This window comes from Enterococcus viikkiensis, assembly GCF_005405345.1.
GTDB classification, from domain to species: domain Bacteria; phylum Bacillota; class Bacilli; order Lactobacillales; family Enterococcaceae; genus Enterococcus_A; species Enterococcus_A viikkiensis.
Genome location: NZ_BJDW01000017.1, coordinates 1 through 23,446, shown reverse-complemented (window position 1 = coordinate 23,446; position 23,446 = coordinate 1). Strand labels below are relative to the sequence as shown.

General features: G+C 39.3%; 19 protein-coding genes and 1 tRNA gene. 15 read left to right on the top strand and 5 right to left on the bottom strand.

What is annotated here, in order from left to right:
• Positions 1–102 precede the first annotated feature (102 nt).
• The 4 genes from FFM67_RS09120 to FFM67_RS09105 all read left to right on the top strand — a co-directional run bounded on the left by FFM67_RS09120 (position 103) and on the right by FFM67_RS09105 (position 7,509).
• Positions 103–1,593: an amino acid permease gene (locus FFM67_RS09120; protein WP_137614260.1), complete on the top strand. Its 1,491-nt coding sequence runs from the start codon at positions 103–105 to the stop codon at positions 1,591–1,593.
• Complete coding sequence (ebgA, locus tag FFM67_RS09115) at positions 1,590–4,655, top strand: beta-galactosidase subunit alpha (protein WP_137614259.1); 3,066 nt, start codon at positions 1,590–1,592, stop codon at positions 4,653–4,655. The genes FFM67_RS09120 and ebgA overlap by 4 nt, the downstream gene beginning before the upstream one ends.
• Before the next feature lie 499 nt (positions 4,656–5,154).
• The gene (locus tag FFM67_RS09110; RefSeq protein WP_137614258.1) at positions 5,155–5,916 is read left to right on the top strand and encodes a DeoR/GlpR family DNA-binding transcription regulator; all 762 of its coding nucleotides are present in this window, start codon (positions 5,155–5,157) and stop codon (positions 5,914–5,916) included.
• Between the two features lie 210 nt (positions 5,917–6,126).
• Positions 6,127–7,509, top strand: coding sequence for a M24 family metallopeptidase (locus FFM67_RS09105; RefSeq protein WP_137614257.1), 1,383 nt, complete (start codon positions 6,127–6,129; stop codon positions 7,507–7,509).
• A 257-nt stretch (positions 7,510–7,766) separates the two neighbouring features.
• Here FFM67_RS09105 and FFM67_RS09100 read toward each other — a convergent pair whose 3' ends face one another.
• Positions 7,767–8,618: a MurR/RpiR family transcriptional regulator gene (locus FFM67_RS09100; RefSeq protein WP_137614256.1), complete on the bottom strand. Its 852-nt coding sequence runs from the start codon at positions 8,616–8,618 to the stop codon at positions 7,767–7,769.
• A gap of 288 nt (positions 8,619–8,906) precedes the next feature.
• Between FFM67_RS09100 and FFM67_RS09095 the strand changes: the two genes are divergently transcribed.
• Genes FFM67_RS09095 through FFM67_RS09055 form a run of 9 tightly spaced genes read left to right on the top strand, consistent with a single transcriptional unit; the run spans position 8,907 to position 16,456 of the window.
• Positions 8,907–9,905 (top strand): D-isomer specific 2-hydroxyacid dehydrogenase family protein, encoded by a 999-nt coding sequence (locus tag FFM67_RS09095; protein WP_137614255.1) that lies wholly within the window; start codon positions 8,907–8,909, stop codon positions 9,903–9,905.
• 39 nt (positions 9,906–9,944) lie between these two features.
• Complete coding sequence (locus FFM67_RS09090) at positions 9,945–11,048, top strand: iron-containing alcohol dehydrogenase family protein (protein ID WP_137614254.1); 1,104 nt, start codon at positions 9,945–9,947, stop codon at positions 11,046–11,048.
• A 12-nt stretch (positions 11,049–11,060) separates the two neighbouring features.
• Positions 11,061–11,909 carry a PTS mannose/fructose/sorbose/N-acetylgalactosamine transporter subunit IIC gene (locus FFM67_RS09085; protein ID WP_137614253.1) on the top strand — a complete coding sequence of 283 codons (849 nt, stop codon included), beginning with the start codon at positions 11,061–11,063 and terminating at the stop codon, positions 11,907–11,909.
• Positions 11,910–11,939: 30 nt separating this feature from the next.
• Positions 11,940–12,812, top strand: coding sequence for a PTS system mannose/fructose/sorbose family transporter subunit IID (locus FFM67_RS09080; RefSeq protein WP_137614252.1), 873 nt, complete (start codon positions 11,940–11,942; stop codon positions 12,810–12,812).
• A 22-nt stretch (positions 12,813–12,834) separates the two neighbouring features.
• A complete protein-coding gene (locus tag FFM67_RS09075; RefSeq protein ID WP_137614251.1) occupies positions 12,835–13,341 on the top strand; it encodes a PTS sugar transporter subunit IIB in 507 nt (168 codons plus the stop codon).
• Positions 13,342–13,382: 41 nt separating this feature from the next.
• A complete protein-coding gene (locus FFM67_RS09070) occupies positions 13,383–14,255 on the top strand; it encodes a hypothetical protein (protein WP_137614250.1) in 873 nt (290 codons plus the stop codon).
• Between the two features lie 18 nt (positions 14,256–14,273).
• Positions 14,274–14,720 carry a PTS sugar transporter subunit IIA gene (locus FFM67_RS09065; protein ID WP_137614249.1) on the top strand — a complete coding sequence of 149 codons (447 nt, stop codon included), beginning with the start codon at positions 14,274–14,276 and terminating at the stop codon, positions 14,718–14,720.
• A gap of 20 nt (positions 14,721–14,740) precedes the next feature.
• Entirely contained in the window at positions 14,741–15,814 is a 1,074-nt protein-coding gene (gene uxuA, locus FFM67_RS09060; protein WP_137614248.1) for a mannonate dehydratase, read from the top strand.
• Between the two features lie 9 nt (positions 15,815–15,823).
• Positions 15,824–16,456: a bifunctional 4-hydroxy-2-oxoglutarate aldolase/2-dehydro-3-deoxy-phosphogluconate aldolase gene (locus FFM67_RS09055; RefSeq protein WP_137614247.1), complete on the top strand. Its 633-nt coding sequence runs from the start codon at positions 15,824–15,826 to the stop codon at positions 16,454–16,456.
• A 53-nt stretch (positions 16,457–16,509) separates the two neighbouring features.
• On the opposite strand, the gene FFM67_RS09050 is transcribed toward FFM67_RS09055, so the two are convergent.
• The 3 genes from FFM67_RS09050 to FFM67_RS09040 all read right to left on the bottom strand — a co-directional run bounded on the left by FFM67_RS09050 (position 16,510) and on the right by FFM67_RS09040 (position 21,943).
• A complete protein-coding gene (locus tag FFM67_RS09050; protein ID WP_137614246.1) occupies positions 16,510–18,876 on the bottom strand; it encodes a phosphoketolase family protein in 2,367 nt (788 codons plus the stop codon).
• 416 nt (positions 18,877–19,292) lie between these two features.
• Positions 19,293–19,955: a C39 family peptidase gene (locus tag FFM67_RS09045; RefSeq protein ID WP_137614245.1), complete on the bottom strand. Its 663-nt coding sequence runs from the start codon at positions 19,953–19,955 to the stop codon at positions 19,293–19,295.
• A gap of 68 nt (positions 19,956–20,023) precedes the next feature.
• The gene (locus FFM67_RS09040) at positions 20,024–21,943 is read right to left on the bottom strand and encodes an ABC-F family ATP-binding cassette domain-containing protein (protein ID WP_137614244.1); all 1,920 of its coding nucleotides are present in this window, start codon (positions 21,941–21,943) and stop codon (positions 20,024–20,026) included.
• 202 nt (positions 21,944–22,145) lie between these two features.
• On the opposite strand from FFM67_RS09040, the gene FFM67_RS09035 reads away from it, so the two are divergent.
• Positions 22,146–22,784 carry a redox-sensing transcriptional repressor Rex gene (locus FFM67_RS09035; RefSeq protein WP_137614243.1) on the top strand — a complete coding sequence of 213 codons (639 nt, stop codon included), beginning with the start codon at positions 22,146–22,148 and terminating at the stop codon, positions 22,782–22,784.
• 41 nt (positions 22,785–22,825) lie between these two features.
• Here FFM67_RS09035 and FFM67_RS09030 read toward each other — a convergent pair whose 3' ends face one another.
• The gene (locus FFM67_RS09030; protein WP_137614242.1) at positions 22,826–23,164 is read right to left on the bottom strand and encodes a thioredoxin family protein; all 339 of its coding nucleotides are present in this window, start codon (positions 23,162–23,164) and stop codon (positions 22,826–22,828) included.
• 145 nt (positions 23,165–23,309) lie between these two features.
• Here FFM67_RS09030 and FFM67_RS09025 point away from each other — a divergent pair.
• A tRNA-Gly gene (locus FFM67_RS09025) sits at positions 23,310–23,380 on the top strand.
• Positions 23,381–23,446: the final 66 nt, after the last annotated feature.

The following is a 23,446-nucleotide window of genomic DNA, read 5'->3' as shown; positions in this document are numbered from 1 at the left end:
AGAGGCAACATATTTACAAGTATCTGGAAACATTTCTTATTTTTTATACCATGAAAGCGCTATAAAATCAAAGTGTAAATAAAACTTGAAAGGATGTTTGAGATGGAAAATTCTAATTCGAGACAACGCTTGGGATCGGTTGCTTTAATGTTGATGACTTTTTCGGCGGTCTTTGCTTTTCCTAGCATTGTCAACAATAGTATTCAAATTGGCTTGTCAACAATCCCCGGATATTTGTTTGGTAGTATCTTTTATTTTTTACCTTTTATTTTGATGATCGCAGAATTCGCTTCTGCTAATTCAGGAAAGGAATCGGGGGTTCACAGTTGGCTACAATCTGTTCTAGGTGAAAAATGGGCCTTTTTAGGTGCTTGGTCTTATTTCTTTGTTAATCTATTTTTCTTTTGTTCGTTATTGCCAAATACGTTGATTTACGGTTCCTATGCTTTTGTAGGAGCCAATGTGTTTCAAGGCGGAAACAGCACGATTATTATCGCAGGTATTTCGATTGTGCTATTTTGGCTAATGACTTGGGTCTGTATTAAGGGCGTATCGTGGATTTCGAAGGTTACAAGTTTTGCTGGGAGTGCTCGTTTGTTCATGGGGGTTGCTTTTGTTGTATTAGCTTTTATCGTTGTTTTTGGTTTTGGCAAAGAGCCAGCTCAGGAATTTACAATGCAAGCGATTAAGCCAAGTTTTAACTGGACCTTTTTCATGACGATGGCTTGGATTTTGCAGGCTGTCGGTGGCGGTGAGAGTATTGGTGTGTACATTAAGGACGTGAAGGGAGGAAATAAAACCTTCGTTCGTACAATGATTGGCGCAACGGTTGCTGTTGGAATTATGTACGTTTTGGGGGCTGTAGCAGTTGGTTTTGTCGTGCCAACAGATGTTCTAAAGGGGAATTTCTCAAATGGTATTTTTGATATATTTAAAATTTTAGGTACGCATTTCAATATTCCTAGTAGTGTGATGGTACGACTCGTTGGATTAATTCTATTTATCGGTAGTCTTGGATCACTAGCACTGTGGACTGCAGCACCTGTGAAGGTCTTTTTCTCGGAAATTCCAGAAGGTGTCTTTGGGAAATGGTTGGTTAGAACCAATGAAGAAGGAAATCCTACAAATGCTTTAATCGTACAAGGGTTTATCGTTACGATGCTATTAATCATTCCGGCATTAGGCATCGGCAACATGGACAGTTTTCTTTCAACATTGATCAATATGACAGCTTCTACATCTCTGTTACCGATATTATTTTTATTAGTCGCATACATTGGGTTACGTTTAAAAAAAGATGCTATGCCTCGCAGTTTCCGATTCGGCAGCCGGTCATTTGGGATATTTGCAGGAATCGTCTTGCTGCTGATTTTCATTTTCGTCTTTTTCATGTCTACGGTTCCTGATCCGCAGCTGATAAGAGCAGAAATGAATGGAACCTTGCCGGCTGGCGAAGCCAGTCCGATTGGAATGCTTCTATATAATGTTGTTGGATTAGTAGTATTTATGGGCTTCGCTTGGATTTGCTGGAATCGTTATGAAAGAAAATCTGTTCTTGGAAAAGGAACAAACGTAGAGGTGACAGGTAAATGAAAACTTGGGAAAACTATCAATTAGATCATATCAATCGGTTAGAACCGCGTGCACATTTTTTAACTTTCCCTACTAAAGAGAAAGCAGTATTAAATGAAAATAAATACACACATGCGTTTAAAAATCTGAATGGGATTTGGAAGTTTTTACTACTTGATGCACCTGAATACAGTCCTACCAACTTTTATGAGCCAGATTTTGATACGAAAGAGATGTTTGATATTAAAGTGCCTGGAAATTGGCAGGTCCAAGGTTATGGCAAGATGCATTATTCTGATTTATGGTATAACTTTCCGATAAATCCGCCGTATGTTCCAACAGAAAATCCGACTGGAATCTATAAGCGGCAATTTACCATTGATGAAAGCTTTAATGGTAAGAAAATTATTTTACGTTTTTGTGGTGTAGATTCAGCTTTCCACATTTGGGTGAATGGCCATGAGGTCGGCTATAGCAAGGGTGCTAGAAATGAATCCGAGTTTGATATTACCGAACTTGTTCAGAAAGAAACCACAAATGATTTAACGGTGCGAGTTTACCAATGGTCTGACGGGACGTATTTAGAAGATCAAGATATGTGGTGGCTTAGTGGAATCTTTAGAGATGTAGAATTACTGGGAGTTCCTTATGCTGGGATTAACGATTTCACTATAACAGCTGATTTAGATGACGAATATAGAAGCGGTCTATTGGATCTATCATTCAAGCTACGTGAGGAAAAAGGGCAACAAATTAAGGTGGAGTTGACTGACCCTGCTGGTAAAAGAGTGTTGAGTCAAGAAATAGCAAGCGGACAAAGCCGTCTACATTTAGAAATACCGGATGTTGCCCATTGGACAGCTGAAACACCAGAGTTATATCAACTATTGATTTCTGTTTATGAAGCCGAAAATTTAGTAGAAGTTATTCCTCAAAAAGTCGGTTTTAGAAATATTCAATTAGCTGGTGAGGTTTTCTTAGTGAATGGCGTGGCAATCAAATTTAAAGGTGTTAATCGCCATGATTACAATCCTAGAAATGGTCGAGTTGTTTCAAAAGAGGAAATTGAACAAGATATTATTTTGATGAAGCAGTTCAACATCAATGCTGTTCGAACTAGTCACTATCCGGCTTCTTATTATCTTTACGACCTATGTGACGAATATGGAATGTATGTAATTGACGAAACAGATTTGGAATGTCATGGCTTTGAATTAACTGGGAAATACGATTGGATCAGCAATGATCCAGAGTGGGAAACTGCGTATGTTTCGCGGATGGTCAGAATGATTGAACGGGATAAAAATCATCCTTCTATTCTTTTTTGGTCATTAGGAAACGAATCTGCTTTTGGTTGTAATTTTGTTAAAATGACAGAGATTGCAAAAGAAAAAGATCCTTCTCGTTTGGTTCATTATGAAGGTGATTTTGAAGTAGAGGCAGCGGATATTTATTCGACTATGTATACGTGGTTGGAGCATCCTACGAAGAAGCCTTTGATGGAAACAGTCATTGCAGAGTCAAAAAAACCGCATATTTTATGCGAATATGGTCACGCAATGGGCAATGGGCCGGGAAACTTAAAAGAATATCAAGACCTCTTTTATGCCCACGATAAGTTGCAGGGTGGATTCATTTGGGAATGGTTTGACCATGGAATTGAATCGTACACAGAAGAAGGCGAAAAGTATTACCGCTATGGTGGAGACTTTGGAGATGACCCTTCTAATAAAGACTTTTGTATTGATGGGCTGCTGATGCCTGATCGGACGCCTTCACCAAGTTTATATGAATACAAAAAAGTAATTGAACCTATATTGACGACAGCTATCGATCTACACAAAGGTGAGATTGAGTTGCTGAGTCGCTTTGATTTCCAGAATCTACAAATGTTTGACTTGTATTATTCGATCATCGAGGATGAAAAAATAATTGAGGATGGAACGATAGCGTTGCCATCAATTCCAGCTCGTACATCGGCAAATTTGAAACTTCCTTATCATGTGGATTTTGCTCCTAAACCTGGTGCGAGCTACTTTTTAAACCTATCTTATCAATTGAAGGATGCGACTTCTTATGCACCAAAAGGATATGAACTAGCGTCCGCAAATTATGAACTTCCGTTAAAAACAGCTGGAATCAAAGTTGATCTTAGCGGGAAACTGCAGATCAAAGAATCTGAAACAAATGTAACAATTCTTGGTTCAAACTTCTCTGTCACCTTTGATACGGTCAGAGGAACGCTAAAACAATTAATTCGTGATGGTCAAACGATTATTGAGCGAGGGCCCAAGTTTACGATGTGGCGAGCACCAATCAGTAATGATATGGAAATCATCGATGAAATGAAGAAAAAATATTTCCTACATTTAGAGCATGAAATCGTGAACACCTTCGAATGGAAAGAAAATGATCAATCGATTCAAATCGTTGTCAAAACGATCAATTCTACGACAAATAGCGCTTGGCATTACAAGTGTACGTATACTTACACTATTTGCGGTAGCGGAGATATCTTATTTAACATAGAAGGTACACCTAGTGGAAAAATCGATACTGCGCCAAATATGTTGCCGCGCTTAGGTGTGTCTATGCATGTAAATAAAGATTTAGATCAAGTGAAATATCTAGGGCGAGGACCGCGAGAAAATTATGCGGATTCAAAAGAAGCTGGTTATCTAGGGGTCTATAGCTCAACGGTAGGGGATATGTTTACCAACTATGTTGTTCCTCAAGCAAATGGGAATAGGATGGATACCCGATGGGTGGGACTAACAGATGATCGTGGACAAGGTTTGTTTGCCTCGACGAATGACAGCTTTAATTTTAGTACTTCTTATTATGAAGAGCGTGACCTGGATAATGCCAAACATACTTGTGATTTGACTGAACGGGACTATGTTGTTGTAAATATCGATTATAAGCAAAACGCATTAGGAAGTTACTCTTGTGGCCAATGGCAATTAGAGAAATATCGTACGACGTTTGAAGCCTTCAAGCTTTCTTTCCGTTTATCGGCATTTAATGTAAAAGAGGCAGATGCTCTTTCGTTATCTCATGAAATGATTGAATTACCAAAATAACATTCAAATACTTTTGTACCAGTGCTTTAAGCTGATTTGCTATCGTTTAAGATGTATCGGAAATAAGGACAACTCGGGTGTCGGTTTAAAAGGATTAGGATGAAAAAATAATCCAGCTGATTTTTGATCTACTAGTATATTGGGTTTAACAAAATAAATGTTTAACATAAAAAGAATCTTGAGTATGAGCCATCCTCTAAAAGTTAGATTTTTATTCTAATTTTTGAGGGGTGGCTCATACTCGTGTTTTTTTCAGTGCCTTTCAAGAGGTTCTAAAAAAGTGATACATATACTCTAGAATTATGAAAATGAAACGTTTTCAAAAATGCTGAGTAGACTAATAGAAGAGGTCTAAATTGATGAGAATCAAACGACATTTAATGGATCCACGGATCGCTTGAAATCTGGTTTCATCTGAATGAAACTCTTAAAAAGATTACATGAGTAGGTGACCATGTTAAAATAGATTTTAGTGTAAAGCGTTGAGGAGGAACCCACGTTGAATCAAAGACAACGGCAAGAATGGATTGCTGAAAAAGTAAAAATAAAAGGTAGCATCACTAGCGCTGAAATTGCTGAAGAGTTTGGCATCTCTAAAATGACAGTGGGGAGAGATTTCAAGGAATTAGAATCTCGCGGGGTGATTCAGCTTTTTCATGGCGGAGCGATGTATAAGGATTCCAATATTTTGGAGTATCCGATCTCAGTCAAGTCGGATTTATTCGTCAACGAAAAAAAACGGATCGGTCAAAGGGCTGCGGAAGAAATTAGTGATGGCAGTTCGGTCTTTTTGGAGACAGGCACGACGGTTCTTCATGTTGCGTTAGAACTCACGCAGAAGATTGGCTGTAATTATTACACCAATTCGTTACTAGTTATGAATCATCTTTCAAAGGTAGAAAATTTAAGTTTGCATTCAGTTCCAGGTAAGTACAGAGAATTATCCGGCGGTTTTTTAGGAATGGAAACACAAAATTATATGAATCATTTATCGTTTGATTATTGCGTTATCGGTGCAGAAGCCGTGGATTCCAATGGCCGGGTAAGTCTGCATAGTGAAGAGGATGCCTTTACAAAGCAAGCGGTGATGGCAAGAAGCAAAAAGAAAATTTTGGTTTTTGACCGAAGTAAAATTGCCCAAAATTATTTATATGGGATTGGTTTTATTCATGATTTTGATACAGTGATTACTGATTATTCAGAGATCTTTGATTTTTTTGCAAATGATCGTGAGTCAGGTGGGAATATTTTAGTAGTCTAGCCAATTAGTTTTTTGTTACTAGAAATAATCGCTGATAGAGTAGTCAAAACATTATCCAAAAATCGTTGGATAATGTTTTTTTATTTTAAGCTCTGGTAATTTGTTTTAAAAAGTTATTAATGAAGTGTAAATATGTTACTATGTGTTATAAGATGATTCCTGTGAGAAAGTTCAGATATAGTTAGAAGACCCTATAAAAGGAGAGAAATTATGCGAATAATTACCAAGAAAATTGTGCAGCCAGAATTAACAAAGAACATCGTTCCTATCGAGTTATCAGATGAAACGATGGCTAAACGAAAACAAGCTTTACTCGTGGCGATGGAGGAAAAGAAAATTGATACGGTAGTAATTTATGGGGATCGAGAACATGGATCGAACTTCGAATACTTCACTGGGTTTATTCCGCGGTTTGAAGAAGCACTATTAGTGATTCATCAAACTGGGCAGGCCTTTTTATTACTGGGTAATGAAAATACAAAGATGGTACAACATGCTAGATTGGAAACCCAATTGATTCATGTCCCATTCTTTTCTCTACCCAATCAGCCAATGGAGGATGATGCTTCTTTCAAAGATTATTTGACAGAAGCTGGAATCGAAAAAGGACAAAAGGTAGCAGTGATTGGTTGGAAAAATTTCACCTCAACCGTTGAAAACAATCAAAAATTATTTGATTTGCCTTATTTTATTGTTGATAGCTTAAAGCAGGTGATTAATGATGAAGCATGCTTAATTAATGGTGCTGATTTGTTGATTGGAGCGAGTAATGGAATACGTACGATAAATAACGCAAATGAGATTGCTCACTACGAATATGGAGCAACGTTAGCGGGCATGGGCATCTTAAATACGATGAATAGTGTTGAGCTGGGAAAGACCGAATTAGAATTGGCAGGAAACTTGGCACAATTTGGTCAGCCGAATACAATCACAACCATTTGTGCGTCAGGCACTCGTTTTACGAATGCGACGCTGTATCCAAGGAACAAACAAGTTGAGTTGGGAGAGACTTTTTCGACCTCTGTGGGTTATAAAGGCGGCCTATCAAGTCGTGCGGCGTATGTCGCCCAAATTAAGTCAGACTTGCCGGAAGCCGTGTGGGATTATGAAGAGCAGGTAGCGAAACCATACTATTCTGCTTTTTGTACGTGGCTAGAAAAAATCCATATCGGAATGGCAGCCGGTAAACTTTATGAAGCGATTGAAACGGCCTTGCCTCAAGCCGACTATCATTGGGAATTGAATCCAGGTCATTTCGTCGCGGATGAAGAATGGATGTCGTCACCGTTTTCAAAAAAGAGCAACGCTGAAATCAAAAGCGGTCAGCTTTTTCAGATTGATATTATCCCGAAAGTAGCGGGTTACGGTGGAGCTAGCTGTGAGGATGGCGTGGCGATTGCCGATAGTGAATTGCGTTATGCGTTGGAAACTGAGTATCCTGAAGTCTGGGAGCGAATGGTTCGCAGACGAACGTATTTAAAGCAGGTGCTAGGGATCAAACTTAGAGAAGAAATTCTACCGTTAAATGATGTCTTGGCTTACTATCGACCTTATTTATTGGATCGTGAAACGGCCTTTTGCAAAGAATAATTTTTAATGAAGGACAAGCCAGAGTGTATTAGTGATTGCAATACCATAGTTTTATAAAAGGATTCCTGATGGATTACTAACCTGAGTAATCCATCAGGAATTTTTTCTATTACCTTATGAATGGTAAAAAAATAAAAATGAGCTTTTTAGCCGCTTAGTCGGTTGAGACAGTGAAAGCAGGTAAACTTAAGCTATGGAGAAAGTCATAAAAAAATCACCTCCAAATAGTATTTTCAACTATTTCGGAGGTGAGGGTTTTATTTTTCCTTTATTCCTAGGATGACACTTCGGACTTTTGTGATTGTATCTTGCGCCTGTTCACGATTATTGAACATCAGTATGACGAAAAGTGAATCAATAATGCTTAATTGCGCGATTCGCGAGGCAAGTGCTTCAGACCGAAATTCAATTTCTTCCGAGATCGAGATAAAAACGACATCACCCAATTTTGCTAATGGTGAATTTGCTTGACTAGTTACTACGATTATTTTGGCGCCGGCTTTCTTAGCTGCTTCCGCGATGTGGATCGTCTCTTTGGACTTTCCTGAATGGGAGATCAAAATCGCGCAATCTGCTTGTGTTAACAAAGAGGCTTCCATCAACTGAATATGATAGTCCGTACTGTGTCCTACCGGAATAGGAGAGCGCAAAAACTTATGATAGGCATCTGTAGCGACGATCTCAGAGCCGCCGACACCAAAAAAATAAAGTCTTCTAGATTCGGAAATCAGCTTGATCGCTTTATTTAAATCTGCTTCCTTTAAAAGTTTCCTCGTATCCGTTAATGTTTTCATATTTGAATCAAAAACTTTTTCAGCCATTACTAAAACAGAATCGTCTTTCTGAACGTTTTCATGGATCGTAACAGCGGACAAATCATTCTCCTGTTTTAATAAAGCCAACTTAAAATCTTTGAACCCACTATATCCTAGCGTTTTAGTAAATTGAAAAAAAGTTGAATCAGCAATTCCTAGCTCGATGGAGAGATCACTGATTGAACTGTGAGCAACTTTGTCTGGATTTTCTAATACGTAGGTGGCAATAGCCTGCTCTTTAGGACTGAAATCCTCATATAGCGACTTAATCTGTAAATTAATCGGGCTAGACATGTCCACAACTCCTTTGTAAAGTAAGTGATACTCATAAGATACTAGGTAATTATAAATAAATCAATAAAAATATTTTTTATTTTTTGTATTTACAAAAAAATATTTTTTTGTATAATGAAGACAGACAGATGAATACGGTATCAGAAATCGGTTTCCTGGAATTTTTTGTCAGTTTTTAGGATTTTTAAGAAAGGAATGACTCTAAAAAGAAAGAAAGTACCATTTTTAGGCGTGGGAGAAAATTTGTTGCGTATGGATGGGTAAGGAAGTTTAAAAGGAGTTTATTAAATGGAAAAATACAAAATTGCGATTGTGAATTCAAGTAGTTTCGGGAAAATTTTTCATGATCAGTTGGAGCGACTAAAGCAAATTGGTGAGGTGAATTCATTTACAGTTGATGGGGAGGTCGGCGGAAAAGAATTAGCGGAGCTGTTGCAGGGCTACAATATCGTTATTGCAAGTGTCACACCATTTTTCACGAAGGAATTTTTTGATCATAAAGATGAACTTATATTAATTACTAGACATGGTATTGGTTATAACAATATTAATCTTGATGCAGCGCAAGAACATGATACCCTTGTTTCGATTATCCCAGCTCTAGTAGAACGAGACGCAGTAGCAGAAAATAATATTACCAATTTATTAGCCCTTTTAAGAAAAACAGTTGAAGCTGATTTGAGTGTGAAGAATGACAACTGGGAGGATCGAGCAAATTTTGTTGGTCGAACATTGTTCAATAAAACCGTTGGCGTCATTGGTGTGGGAAATACCGGAAGCTGCGTAGTAGAAACATTGCGTAATGGGTTCCGCTGCAACGTATTAGCGTATGATCCGTATAAGTCAGCGTTACACATTGAAAGCTATGGGGCGAAAAAAGTCGATCTACCCCAGCTATTAAAAGAAGCGGACATAATTTGTCTATGCGCCAGCTTGAACGAAGAGAATTATCACATGATCTCAACAGAAGAAATCGCCCAAATGAAAGACAATGTCTACATTTCTAACAGTGCACGAGGTGCCTTAATCGATGAAAAAGCGGCTATCAAAGGATTGAAATCAGGAAAAATCGCCGGACTTGCGACGGATGTCTTGGAAGAAGAACCAGGTCGGCGGGATCATCCGTATTTAACTTTTGCCAATGTCGTAATGACACCGCATACTTCGGCATATACAATGGAATGCTTACAAGAAATGGGCGCTAAATGTCTGCGGGATATTGAGGATGTCGTCACTGGAAAAATTCCTGAACGAGCAGTTCAGCCATATAGTAAATCTTTCAGTTAAGAATTAGTAAATTTTAGGATTTGTGAAAGGGGGAAAGCAATGTTAACAGATTTGAAGGTCAAAGTTGGCCCACAATTTTATCGCTATCATGTTGGCGCAATCGAATTTGTACCAGATATTTTAAAAGAATTCTCAGCTAAAAACATTTTAGTCGTTCATGGACAGATTTCTTTTGAGAAAGCAAAACCGTATCTAAGTTTCCTTGATGCGTCTGAGTACCATTTTCACTTTCTGCAATACACTGGAGAGTGCAGCTACTATGGAGCAGCGCGAATTGTTGATTACGTTGAGGAACATCAGATTGATTTTATCATTGGTGTCGGCGGTGGAAAGCTGACGGACCTAGTGGGCTATGCGGCACATCGGTTGAATACTAATTTTGGTATGATTCCAACACTAGCGAGTAACTGTGCGCCGTGGACGCCACTTTCGGTAATGTATAAAGAGACTGGTGAATCAGAAGGTAAGACAGAACACTTTTTACGGCAAGCAGCTTTTCTAATCACAGACCCGGAGCTGGTTGTAGATGCACCGATAGAATATTTTGTCGCTGGGCTCGCGGATACGTTAGCTAAATGGTATGAATCAGATGCAATCTTGCAGCAAGATCATTTGCGTTGCGAACCCTTTTTACAAGTAGCAACCTATACGACGGTGCTGTGTAAGGAAGCAATCCTAAATGATTCAACCAAGGCCATTCACGATATGAAAGCGGGGCTTGCGACGGAAGAATTTATTCATTTATCAGAAATCGTTTTTGCAGTTGCTGGATTAGTTGGCGGATTAGGCGATAAATACGCTAGAAATGCGATCGCCCATGCGATGCACGATGCCATGAGTAAATATCTTCCCGCTAGTCATAACTATTTACATGGTGAAAAAGTGGCCTATGGTATTTTTTATCAACTAGCGGTTGAAGAAAAATGGGAACAGATCAAGGCGCTTTTGCCTTTTTATCGGGAACTGAATTTACCGATGTCATTGCAGCAAATGGAGTTATTTCCCACTGACAAGGCAGTCATCGATCAGATCGTAGAATTTGTAGATTCGAAGGATAAGGTACATTTATTACCCATCCCGATTACGAAGAATTTATTGAAGGAATCAATGTTTCAATTAGAAAAATATATAAGTACACATTAGAAGGAGGAAATTATGAATACTTTGAGTGTAACGCAGAGTCTGTTGATTGCTTTATGGGTCGCTGCAGTAATGTCACGTTGGCTAGGAGGAGGAGCTACCTTAACCTTGCGCTTTTCACCATTAATGACCGGATTAGTTGTCGGGATTGTAATGGGAGATGTTGCTCAAGCAATGATCGTTACGGCAGCTTTGCAAATGATTTATATGGGGGTCTTCTCACCGGGTGGTTCAATGCCGGCGGAACCGTCAATTGCGGCGGCGATCGCAGTACCAGTCGCCTTGTTAGGAAACTTAAAACCCGAAGCAGCGATCGCGGTTGCTGTTCCAGTTGGTTTGTTAGGAAGCTATTTGTATCAGTTCCGTTTCTTCATTAATACTTTCTTAGGGAAGTACACCGATAAAGCGGTGGAAGATTTGAATGCAAAAGCAATGAAACGCTCGATTATTTTATACCCAACGTTGGCATCATTTGTTTTATTTGTACCGTTAGTGTTCATTGCCCTATTTTTAGGCGCACCAATTATCGCAGATGTCATTAACGCGTTGGAAGGCACTGTAGTGATTCATATTCTAGAGGTTGTCGGTGGCGGATTAGCCGCGATCGGGATCGCAACAACTGTATATGTTATTGGTCGGAAAGATTATATGGTCTTTTTCTTCCTTGCGTATTTCATGAGTGTGGTATTGAAATCACTAGAAATCACAATGGTTACTTACGCGATCTTTGGCATCTTGATTGCCTTGATCTTCGTTCAATCACAAAAGGGCGGCAAAGGAACGCCACCAGCTGCTGAATCTGCAGGAGACGGATCAAGTACTTCTTTTGACGATGACGACGATGATTACGATGACGGGTTCTAATTAGGAAGCCATTTATAGGAGGGAAAGATAATGACGGAAGAAGTTTCGACAAATCAAGTATCAAATAATAATCTAGCACCTGAAGAGATTACTAGTAAAGATGTAACCAAAGCATATCTTAGATGGCATTTCGCCAATGAGATTCCTCATTCTTTTGAACGCTATTTAGCACCGTCGCTACTTTATGCGATGATGCCGATCTTGAAGAAATTATACAAAAATGATGATGATTTAAAAGCAGCCTACAAGCGTCAACTGCTATTCTTTAATACTCAGCTAAGTTGGGGTGGTGGTGTTATCACCGGGTTGATGTCATCAATGGAACAACAACGTGCAGAAGAAGAGTATCAGAAAAAAGAGATCTTGATGCAAGATGATTTGATGTACAACACAAAAGCAGGTTTGATGGGAGCGTTAGCTGGAATTGGTGATGCCATCGACTCAGGAACGGTTCAATATATCTTTATTGCGATCGCTGTTCCATGGGCACAACAAGGAAGTGCATTAGGGGCCTTGTTCCCATTTGTCTGCTTTGCCATTTACCAAGCAGCTTTAGGAGTCTTCTTTGCGAGACAATCGTTCACAATGGGACGTAACGCAACAGGTCTGATGCAAAGTACTGGCGTTCAAACTGCAATCGAAGCACTGTCAGTTCTTGGTTTATTCATGATGGGTATTTTGGCCGGCAATTATGTCAAAGTAGAATCTACTTTGAAGTTTGCAATCTCAGGCCGGAAATTCGTTATTCAAGAAATTCTTGATCAGATTGTTCCAGGAATTTTACCTTTGGCAGTCGTTATGGGTGTCTATTGGTTCTATACGAAAAAAGGATTAAAGGTTACGCAGGCCTTGCTTTGGCTAACCTTGATTTTAATTATTCTAGCCGGAGTTGGAATTTTATAAAAAATAGAAGGAAGTGTTTAAGATGGGCGTAATTAACTTAGCTCGAGTAGATGAGCGTTTGATTCATGGACAAGTAATGATGACTCTTTCACAAAAAAGTGGCGTAAATTCAATCTTTGTAGTAGATGAAGTGGTGGCAAAAGATAAATTTATGCGTGAATTGTACAAGAATGCAGGTGGACGGACAGGGCAAAAAACAATCGTGATCACACCGGAAAAAGCAAAGTTTTATTGGGATGAATTTAATTTTAAAGAATATAACTGCATCTTAATCACCAAAACAGTAGGTGTTATCTATGACTTAGTGAAACATGGGGTACCGATGAAGGAATTAAACATTGGCGGGATTGCGCAAAAAGATCCTGAGAAGGATTTACTGGTAACTAAATCAGTTTATCTTAATAAAGAGGATGCGGAAAGACTAAAAGATATGAATGAAAACTATGGTGTAGAGGATATTTATTTCCAAGCGACGCCATCCGCACCAAAATCAAGTTTAAATGATGTCTTGAAACAATTTGGGCTTTAAGATCAATTAACCCAAACCGATAAAAACAGGAGGAGAAATCGTTGGATCAGACAGAGGTATTTAAAGATTGGTTGTTTCGTTACCAATATATCTATCGCTTGCGGCGTACCGAAAAGAGTAAAAAAAGATTTCTAACAGCGCTAGTGACAGACATTGCAAAATTACGTGAAGATATACGCGTAGTAGAATACAACCAGCAAAAGAAATACGCGGCAAGAAACGTCTATGTAGGAAATCTTAAGAAGGCCAATCGCGTCATTTGTACGAGCTATGACACACCTCCTGAAAGCATCGGTTCGTATCATTTATTTGATCGGAAAGACCAGGCGAAGAAAACGACCACTTTTATTTTGCTGAGTACACTGGTGACAATTGCTATAGGTGCTCTAGGGACAGTGGTCTATATGCGTATTTCTCCAGATTCTTTTCAATTTAATTCTTTGAGTACCCTTTTAATAGTGGCGATTTATGCCGGTTATTTTGCTCTATTTGGGAAAATAACGAAAGGATTATCTACTCGAAAAACACTGGTGCGGAATACATCATCGATTTTAGCGATGTTAAAAATGATTGCAGAAAATAATCAAGGAACGGTTGCCTATGCCTTTTTAGATGAAGGCAGTTATGGGAATGCGGGACTTGAAGAATTGCAAAGCCAAGTCAAAGGCAGCTGCAAGATTTATTATTTGGACAGTGTGGGCGCTTCGGCACCGCTGCATTTAGTGGGCAAGTTCCCAAATACCAAGATGGATCATGAAAAAGTAACGTATCATGCATCAAATGAAAAAGTCAGCTATCTTTTCAGTGCGCGAATCGACCAGAAGGATCAATCTTTTTATCTCGCGAAAGCTGATTTAAAAGAGAAAAAAATCAATATGGAAAATGTTTCTCTGGTTGCGGATTTGCTGCAATAAAAAATCAGGAGGGCCGCTATGTTAGGAATCGTAATTGCAACACATGGAAAATTAAGTGATGGCTTGAAAGATGCTGCAGAAGTCATCATAGGAGAAACAAATAATATCGTAACCGTCAATCTAAATGCAGGAGACGATGTTCAAGCTTTAGGTGGAAAGATCAAAAACGCGATTAATGAAGTAAATCAAGACGCTGGTGTGATGGTTTTGACGGATTTAGTCAGCGCAAGTCCTTATAATCAAGCTGTTTTAGTTACCAATGAGTTAGACAGCAAAGTGCAAGAAAAAGTGTATGTCATCGGTGGTGTGAATCTGCCAATGTTGTTAGAAACGATCAATCACCAGATTTTAAGTACACCGGTAGAAGAAATTGCGGAAGCAGTTGTTGCTCAAGGAGCAGGCAGCTTAAGCAGTTGGCATATTTCGGAGGTTGCTGAAGGTGAAGACGATGAGGATGATTTTTAAACAAACAGGAGGCTGGATAAATGAAGTGGGGCTTTAGGTGGTATGGAGAGCAAGGTGACTCCATTACAGCAAATGATATCCGACAAATTCCCGGAATTAATGGGATTGTTGGAACGTTATTAAACAAACTTCCAGGCGATGTCTGGGAAGTTGCAGAGATCCAGGAATTAAAGGATTCGATCGAAAAAGAAAAAATCGAATTACTAGGGATTGAAAGTGTCGCGATTCATGATGCGATCAAAGCAGGTACCTCAGAACGCGATCACTACATTGACAATTATATTCAAACTATCCGCAATTTAGCGGAGTGCGGCGTTCATTTGATTTGCTACAGCTTTAAACCAATTTTTGGTTGGGCCAAAACAACCTTGAATTATGAAAATGAAGATGGTAGTTTGGCGCTATTGTATGATCAAGCCGTGGTAGATAATATGGAACCAGGAGATATGTACAAGTTAATCAGCAGCCAATCAAAAGGTTTCCAGCTTTCTGGCTGGGAAGAAGAGCGTCTGAATAAATTCAATTCATTAGTTGAGATGTATGAAGGTGTTACCGAAGATGTTTTATTTGAAAATTTAAAGTATTTTTTGGAAAGAATTATCCCGGTTTGTGAAGAAACGGATGTCAAAATGGGGATTCATCCGGATGATCCACCTTGGGAAATTTTTGGCTTCCCACGAATTACAAAGAATCTTTCAGACTTGAAACGAATCACTAGTATGGTGGACTCTCCTTACAACGGGATCACACTTTGTACAGGTGCCTTAGGAGCGGACCCCAATAATGATATGGTGAAGATCATTCATGAAGTAGGTAACCGGATCAATTTCGTTCATTTCCGTAATGTAGAATTTTTAGGTGAACGTAAATTTAAAGAAACAGCGCATTTGTCAACGGAAGGCTCTTTAGATATGTACGCAATAATGGAAGCCTTAATCGAGGTTGGTTTTGATGGCGTGATTCGTCCGGATCACGGTCGTACACTGTGGGGAGAAGTTGCAAGGCCTGGTTACGGATTGTATGACCGCGCGATGGGAATCACTTATATGCAAGGCCTACACGAAGCGATCACTAAAGCAAAAGCCAGAAAGTGAGAGAATAAAATGTCGCAAAATGTTTATCAAACACTAGAAGAAGTGAAGTTATTACCTCTTTATACTGCCACTGACTTAAGCTATATACCTAAAGTTGAGGAAATTTTAGTAGAAAATCACGTGCCTTTGATTGAAGTGACGTTTCGCAGCAAATTAGCCGGTGAAGCCATCAAACAATTGTCTGCTTCCGGAAAATTATTAGTAGGAGCAGGAACTGTTCGGACATTGAAGGAAGTAAAAATTGCAATTGAAAATGGTGCAACTTTTATTGTTTCTCCATCTGTGGTACCTGAAGTAATCGAGTATTGTTTAGAGCAAGAAATCCCAATTTTTCCTGGAACGGCAACACCAACGGATATTCAGCAGGCCGCAAGTTATGGAATAAAAACAGTTAAGTTTTTTCCTGCAGATATTTATGGTGGTTTGAAAGCGATCAATGCGCTAAGCGGACCTTTCTATGATATTAAATTTTTACCAACCGGTGGGATCAACGAAGAGAATTTTCTAGAATACATTGAAAATCCAAATGTTGTAGGCATTGGTGGTTCCTTCATTTTGTCTGAAAAAGTGATTATGGAAGATAATGGTGTCAAAATGAATCAGATCCTCCAATCCTTAGTAGAAAAAATCAATAAGTTATAATACACAAAGAAGTCCCTAGAGCAAAATTCGCTCTAGGGACTTCTTGTATAGTTTTATTTATTTAGTGGTGCCCATTGCCAATCATCAACTAAAGGAAGATCCTTTCCTTCTGAACGAATGAAATCGTGATGGGTTTGTAAGGTTTTATCCATTGTTTCTGCAAATTCTGCGGCTTTTTCGCCAAAGACAGCGTTGGCAGCATCTTGTGCTAAATGGAAACGATCCAACTCACTAAAGACACGCATATCAAATGGTGTAGTTATGTCACCATTTTCACGATAACCATGAATTTTAAGGTTATGGTTGTGACGATCAAAGAAGATATCACGAATCATATTTTCATAGCCATGGAAGGCAAAGACGACTGGTTTATCTGTCGTAAACAACTCATCGAATTCTTCATCGCTTAATCCGCGAGGATCAATGTTTGGATGACGAAGCTTCAAGATATCGACAACATTGATGAAACGAATTTTTAGCTCAGGAAATTCGTTATTAAGGATGCTTACAGCGGCTAAAGCTTCCAAGTTAGGTTCTGTTCCAGCTGCTGCAATGACTAAATCGGGTTCACTATCACCATCGGTGCTGGCCCAATCGATGACTTTCAAGCCTTTATCGACTAATTCTTCAGCTTCTTCAACCGAATAGAACTGTGGACGTGGATGCTTACTTGAAACAATCAAATTGATGACTTGTTCGTCTTGCATTGCTTTATCCATGACGGCCATTAAGCTATTGGCATCTGCTGGCAAATATTCACGAATAAATTCTGGTTTTTTCTCAGCCAAGTGAGTCAATACACCAGGATCTTGGTGGGTATACCCGTTATGGTCTTGTTGGAAAACAGTCGATGTTGAGATCACATTCAATGAAGGGTAGTGCTTGCGCCATGAATGGGCGCTGGCTTTACGCATCCATTTGAAATGTTGAGTTAACATTGAATCCACTACACGCAAGAATGATTCGTAGCTGGCAAAGAAGCCGTGACGGCCTGTTAAGACATAGCCTTCTAAGAAGCCTTCTGCTTGATGTTCGGACAATTGTCCGTCAATCACGCGGCCGACAGAAGATTGCCATTCATCTGTACTGTTTTTCGGTTCCATCCATTGACGATCCGTTACTTCGAAGACCTTGTTCAAACGGTTTGATTTGGTTTCATCTGGTCCAAAAATCCGGAAGTTGTTTGGATTGTTTTTAATCATATCGCGGGCTTGTCCACCAAAGACGATCATGTCTTGAGCAACGACAGCTCCAGGCATAGAAGTATCGATGGCTAAAGCTTTCCAATCCGGCATATTTATAGGTTTTGGATCAATTCCGCCGTTGGTAATAGGGTTCGTTGACATCCGATGTTCGCCTTTTGGAGAAAGTTCTTTGACTTCATCGACAACTCTCCCGTTTTTATCAAATAATTCTTCTGGACGATAAGATTTCAGCCAGGCTACTAATTTATCTGCGTGCTCCATATGTTCGGAATCAACAGGGATTGGAACTTGATGGGCACGGAAAGTTCCGGCAATTTGATCGTCATCCCATGTTTCAGGACCAGTCCAACCTTTTGGTGTGCGGTAAAGAATCACTGGCCAATGAGGCATTTCTGCATCTTCAGCTTTGCCTTTACGTGCTTCGGTTTGAATTGTTTTGATTTCTTCGATGACTGTATCTAACGTTTTTGCCATTAATGGATGAACTTTTTTAGGATCGTTGCCTTCAACAAAGTAAGGTTTCCAGCCCATTCCTTCAAAATATTTGGTCAAATCTTCATCACTTTTACGTGAAAGGATGGTTGGATTTGAAATTTTCCCGCCATTTAAGTAAAGAATCGGTAAGACAGCCCCATCATTTACAGGGTTAATGAACGTATTTGAGAACCAACCAGCGGCTAATGGTCCTGTTTCTGATTCACCATCACCAACGACCGTTGCAGCGATCACGTCTGGATTATCTAAGATTGCACCGGTAGCATGAGAAAGGGAATAGCCTAATTCGCCGCCTTCGTGGATGGATCCAGGTGTTTCAGGTGCCGCATGTGAAGCGATCCCGCCAGGAAATGAGAACATTTTGAATAGACGTTTCAAGCCGGCTTCATCTTCAGTTACTTCAGGATAAATTTCAGTGTAGCTTCCATCGATATAGGAATTTGAAACCATGACTTGTCCGCCGTGGCCAGGACCTTCAATATAAAACATATTTAAGTCATATTTATTAATAACCCGATTTAAATGAGCATAAAGGAAATTTTGACCGGCAATTGTTCCCCAGTGGCCGATTGGATGAGTTTTTAAATCTTCTTTTTGCAACGGCCGACGTAGTAAGGGGTTATCCTTCAAATACATTTGTGCAACAGAAATATAGTTGGCTGTTCGCCACCACGCATCGATCTTGTCTAAATATTCTTGTGAGTCTATGTTGATTGACATAAAAATCCTCCTCTTTAAGTAAAAAATACTTTAAAGTTTACACCCACAATATACCTGTTAAATCAAAATATGTAAACCTTTTTTTAGTACTTTTTACATTAATTAGCTAAGGTTATTTTTAAGATAACGCATATAATTTAGTGGGTTGCTGATGCAATCAATCGAAATTCTAACTTAATAACAATAATAAATAGTAAATGAATCGTTTATATTTTTATAAACGCTTTAGGTATGTACTCTTAAAGCTAAAAAAAGGAATCAGCTTCATACTTTCGCCATAAATTATTCTATCTTTAGCTAAAAAAGCTCACTGCTTTTTCAAATCTATCCTTTATGATGGAGTTACCCTAAAAAATATCTTTTTCCTCTGTAAAAGCAGACCCCCACAAAATAGAGCGGACGCATTTGCGTCCGCTCTATTTTGTGTATGCCCAAGCATTTGCCAGTTGAGGCATTAAATGGTCTAATGAATATTTTTGTCGATAATGTCCTTTTAATGGACTATCGTTAGGATCATAAATGATGAGTTGATCACTTTGAATATCTTTTTTTATGACCATAATGTGACCCACATCGGTAAATTCGCCGGGTTTAACGGAAATTACAATCGGTTGGTTTTGATTCAGATGTTGTTGAATCGTCGTCTGATTTTTTCCAAGCTCGTTCATCGTTAGCCCATAATTATGAGCAAAAGCAGGGAAGATAGACCAGGCTGTTCCTTGTCCGGTTTGATAGTAACGATTGCCGCTCCACTGCAACACTTCGGTGGGATAAACGGTTCGATGCTCCGAATAAGATAAGATCATAGCTAAAGAGGTAATAGCACATCCATTCATCGCCAAGTTGTTTTCATCCGATCCATTGCCATAGACGGTGTCCTTCCAGCGAGGGTCGGTTTGGAGCAGCAGCGGGAAATCTTGTCCATGTTCTTGCAAGTACTGATTGGCTGTTTCTGAGAAATCTTGCTGGCTGTCAGCATTGCTATTTATATTTAAAAAGCGCATGGCAAAGATACCTAAACTTGCCATGATTAAAATAGATCCTAGAAAAATTGAAACCGGACGTCTTCGCCGTATCATAAAAAAACACCTCCACTCCTTCATTAAAGCGAAAAAGGAGGGCGGTGTCATCGGTCAAAAGTTGTAAATTATTCGAATTCTTCTAATTCCATACTCAGCTCTTCCCAACTGGCTAATTGTTCTTCCTGCTCAGCTTTCTTTGCTTCAAGCTCATTAGTCAATTCCAGCAGTTGGACATGATTATTCAAGATATCCGACTGGCTCATCTGTGTTTCCAGCAGATCAATCTTTTCATCCAAGTTGGATAAATTTTCTTCAATGGCTTCGATCTTACGTTTTAAACTACGAATTAATTTTTGCTGTTCTTTGTCTTGATAGAATTTTTTCTTTGGTTCAGCAACTGGCGTTTCCTCTTTTGCTAAAAGCTCCGCTAATTCTTCTTCTTCTCGTTTCTTCTCCAAATAATAATCATAATCGCCTAGATACAGTTTGCTACCTTCTGGTGAAAGCTCGATGACTTTATTGGCGATCCGATTGATAAAGTAGCGGTCATGAGAAACGAACAACAGCGTACCTTGATAATCAATCAAGGCATTTTCCAACACTTCTTTATTGTCGATATCTAAATGGTTTGTTGGTTCATCAAGAATCAAAAAATTTTCTTTGTTCATCGAAAGCTTGGCTAATGCCACACGAGCTTTTTCACCACCGCTTAATAAAGGAATCGTCTTTTCTACGTCCTCACCACTAAAAAGAAAGCCACCTAAGACAGAGCGAATATCTTTTTCCGGTGTGGTTGGATGTTCATCCCACAACTCGGCTAAAATCGTTTTATTGCCATCCAGATCGGCTTGGCCTTGATCGTAATAGCCGATGGAGACATTGGTCCCAAAGTGAGGCTCGCCTTTAATGAAGGGAAGCTGTCCAATTAAAGATTTCAACAAGGTTGATTTGCCGATTCCGTTCGGTCCAACTAGCGCAATGGCGTCTTCGCGGCGTACATCTAGATCAATCGGTTCAGCCAATGTTTCGGCATAGCCAATCGCCGCTTCTTCCACTTGTAAAACGACATTGCCGGAAACTTTGTCGATGTCAAACATAAACGTAGCCGATTTTTCTTTGCCATCAGGCCGATCCAGCCGATCCATTTTTTCCAACGTTTTTCGTCGGCTTTGGGCTCGCTTGGTGGTGGAAGCCCGAACAAGATTACGAGCAACAAAATCTTCAAGTTTGTCAATCTCGGTTTGCTGCTTTTCATAGGCTTTCCAGTCACTCGCTAATTGCGCAGCTTTTAAATCAAGGTAACGAGAGTAGTTCCCTGTATAATGGCGAATCTTATGGCGAGAAATTTCATAGATTTCATTTACGACCCGATCTAAGAAATATCGGTCATGAGAGACGATTAATAGAGCACCGGAATAGCTTTGCAAATAATCCTCTAGCCAAGCCAATGTTTCAATGTCTAAATGGTTCGTTGGTTCATCGAGAATCAAGATATCAGGTCGTACCAGCAGCATCCGGGCAAGGGCTAAACGGGTTTTTTGGCCGCCGGATAAGGTGCTGATTTCTTTGTCATAAAAGCTTTCATCAAACTTAAATCCGTGCAAAACACTACGGATTTCATTTTCATACCCATAGCCATTTTGATCATTAAAATCATGTTGTAACTGATCGTATTCCTTCAATAAAGAAGCATAACGGTTCTCACTTTCCGGGGTCTCACCGATTGCAACCTCCACTTCACGCATTCGTGCTTCCATCTTACGAACGCCTTCAAACGCCTTCAACATCTCGTTCCAGACAGTTTCATTCGAATCCAATCCAGTATCTTGCGCCAAATAGCCTAAGGTTGCTTGCTTATTTTTAATGATTTGACCAGCATCAGGAGCTTCGATGTCTGCGATAATCTTCAACAAAGTCGACTTTCCAGCACCGTTGCGGCCAACTAAGCCGATACGACCTTTACTGGCGATTTCCAGATGAATATTTTCAAATAATGTATCCGCACCAAAATAGCGGGCGATTTGATTTGCTTGTAATAAAATCATTTATTTTCTTCCTTAAATTTATTTTTCCGAATAGCTTCAGTCTACCATATTTTAAAAAGTGACGCGATTGAAGCAGTCATTTTTATTATATCGTGATTTTTTTCACAAATTTTGAGCAAGAGCGTTGCAATTTACCTAACATTCTTGCTATTATAGTTCAGTAATCAACATTTACGAAATTTTTTGTAAAAGGAGAGTTATTGTGAAAGAACATTCAATCCCAAAAGCAACTGTCAAACGACTACCGTTGTACTATCGGTATTTACGTATATTGAATAACGCTGGCAAAACGAAAGTGTCATCAACTGAGTTAAGTGAGGCAATCCAAGTAGATAGCGCGACGATCCGCCGTGATTTCTCTTATTTCGGTGAACTTGGAAAACGTGGATATGGGTACGACGTAGAAGATTTGATGCATTTCTTTGGAAAAATTTTGAACGACGACCAATTAACCAACGTGGCTTTAGTCGGTGTCGGTAACTTAGGGAGTGCCTTGTTAAAATTTAAATTCCACCAAAGCAATAGCATTCGTGTTAGCTGTGCCTTTGATATCAAAGAGGATATCGTTGGCCGCATTGTGGACGGTATTCCTGTTTATCCGTTGGACAATATGGTGGAGCAAATCAAATTACAACAAATTGAGATTGCTATTTTGACATTACCAGCCCAACAAGCGCAACAAGTGGTGGATCAATTGGTGGCTGCCGGTATCAAAGGTATCTTAAACTTTACAGCCGCTCGTTTGACAGCACCCGATAATATTATTATCCAAAGTGTCGATCTAACCAATGAATTACAAACATTGATCTATTTCTTGCACCATAATACAGACAACAAATAAAAAGACTGAGCCTTGACTCAGTCTTTTTATTTGTTAATACATTATTTAAATAGGGCTTGATAATCGATTTCTTCTGATTGTTTCGGCAGCTGCTGCAATAATTTTTCCAATGAATGAAAATCAATAAAGCGCGCTTGACGAGCGATCTCTTTACCTTCATGGTAGACTAGAACGGCTGGAACGGTTAAGACTTCAAAAAAGCCAGCCAATTCCGGTTCTTGCATAATGTCCAAGTGATAATAGGGAATCTCAAATTCCTGCGCAAGTTTGCGTGCCCTGGGCTCATCTACGTGACAAATGCTACATGTTTCTGAAGAGATGAAGACGATTGTGTTGGCTTCGTCTTTAAAAGCCTCTTGAAAGGCTGCTAAAGTTTCCATGGGTAAGACTCCTTTATAAACCGATCTGAAAGAACGATTCTATTTATCTGTAAGATAGTCAGTATTGGTTAAATTGTCAATTGTATTGTTTGGGATAAATGGTTGTTAGATTTAATAAAAAGCGTTATACTCTCTATTGTACTATGCGGGTGTAGTTTAGTGGTAAAACAGAAGCTTCCCAAGCTTCCGTCGCGAGTTCGATTCTCGTCACCCGCTTCCTTAAAGAACGTTGAACCCTTGATATATAAGGGTTTCTAACGTTCTTATTTTTTTGATTACACA

Coding starts and splice junctions, on each gene's coding strand:
- FFM67_RS09080 (WP_137614252.1), top strand. CDS start 11,940: ATGACGGAAGAAGTTTCGACAAATCAAGTATCAAATAATAATCTAGCA.
- FFM67_RS09065 (WP_137614249.1), top strand. CDS start 14,274: ATGTTAGGAATCGTAATTGCAACACATGGAAAATTAAGTGATGGCTTG.
- FFM67_RS09040 (WP_137614244.1), bottom strand. CDS start 21,943: ATGATTTTATTACAAGCAAATCAAATCGCCCGCTATTTTGGTGCGGAT.
- uxuA (WP_137614248.1), top strand. CDS start 14,741: ATGAAGTGGGGCTTTAGGTGGTATGGAGAGCAAGGTGACTCCATTACA.
- FFM67_RS09085 (WP_137614253.1), top strand. CDS start 11,061: ATGAATACTTTGAGTGTAACGCAGAGTCTGTTGATTGCTTTATGGGTC.
- FFM67_RS09095 (WP_137614255.1), top strand. CDS start 8,907: ATGGAAAAATACAAAATTGCGATTGTGAATTCAAGTAGTTTCGGGAAA.
- FFM67_RS09100 (WP_137614256.1), bottom strand. CDS start 8,618: ATGTCTAGCCCGATTAATTTACAGATTAAGTCGCTATATGAGGATTTC.
- FFM67_RS09120 (WP_137614260.1), top strand. CDS start 103: ATGGAAAATTCTAATTCGAGACAACGCTTGGGATCGGTTGCTTTAATG.
- FFM67_RS09030 (WP_137614242.1), bottom strand. CDS start 23,164: ATGGAAACTTTAGCAGCCTTTCAAGAGGCTTTTAAAGACGAAGCCAAC.
- FFM67_RS09105 (WP_137614257.1), top strand. CDS start 6,127: ATGCGAATAATTACCAAGAAAATTGTGCAGCCAGAATTAACAAAGAAC.
- FFM67_RS09075 (WP_137614251.1), top strand. CDS start 12,835: ATGGGCGTAATTAACTTAGCTCGAGTAGATGAGCGTTTGATTCATGGA.
- ebgA (WP_137614259.1), top strand. CDS start 1,590: ATGAAAACTTGGGAAAACTATCAATTAGATCATATCAATCGGTTAGAA.
- FFM67_RS09050 (WP_137614246.1), bottom strand. CDS start 18,876: ATGTCAATCAACATAGACTCACAAGAATATTTAGACAAGATCGATGCG.
- FFM67_RS09090 (WP_137614254.1), top strand. CDS start 9,945: ATGTTAACAGATTTGAAGGTCAAAGTTGGCCCACAATTTTATCGCTAT.
- FFM67_RS09045 (WP_137614245.1), bottom strand. CDS start 19,955: ATGATACGGCGAAGACGTCCGGTTTCAATTTTTCTAGGATCTATTTTA.
- FFM67_RS09055 (WP_137614247.1), top strand. CDS start 15,824: ATGTCGCAAAATGTTTATCAAACACTAGAAGAAGTGAAGTTATTACCT.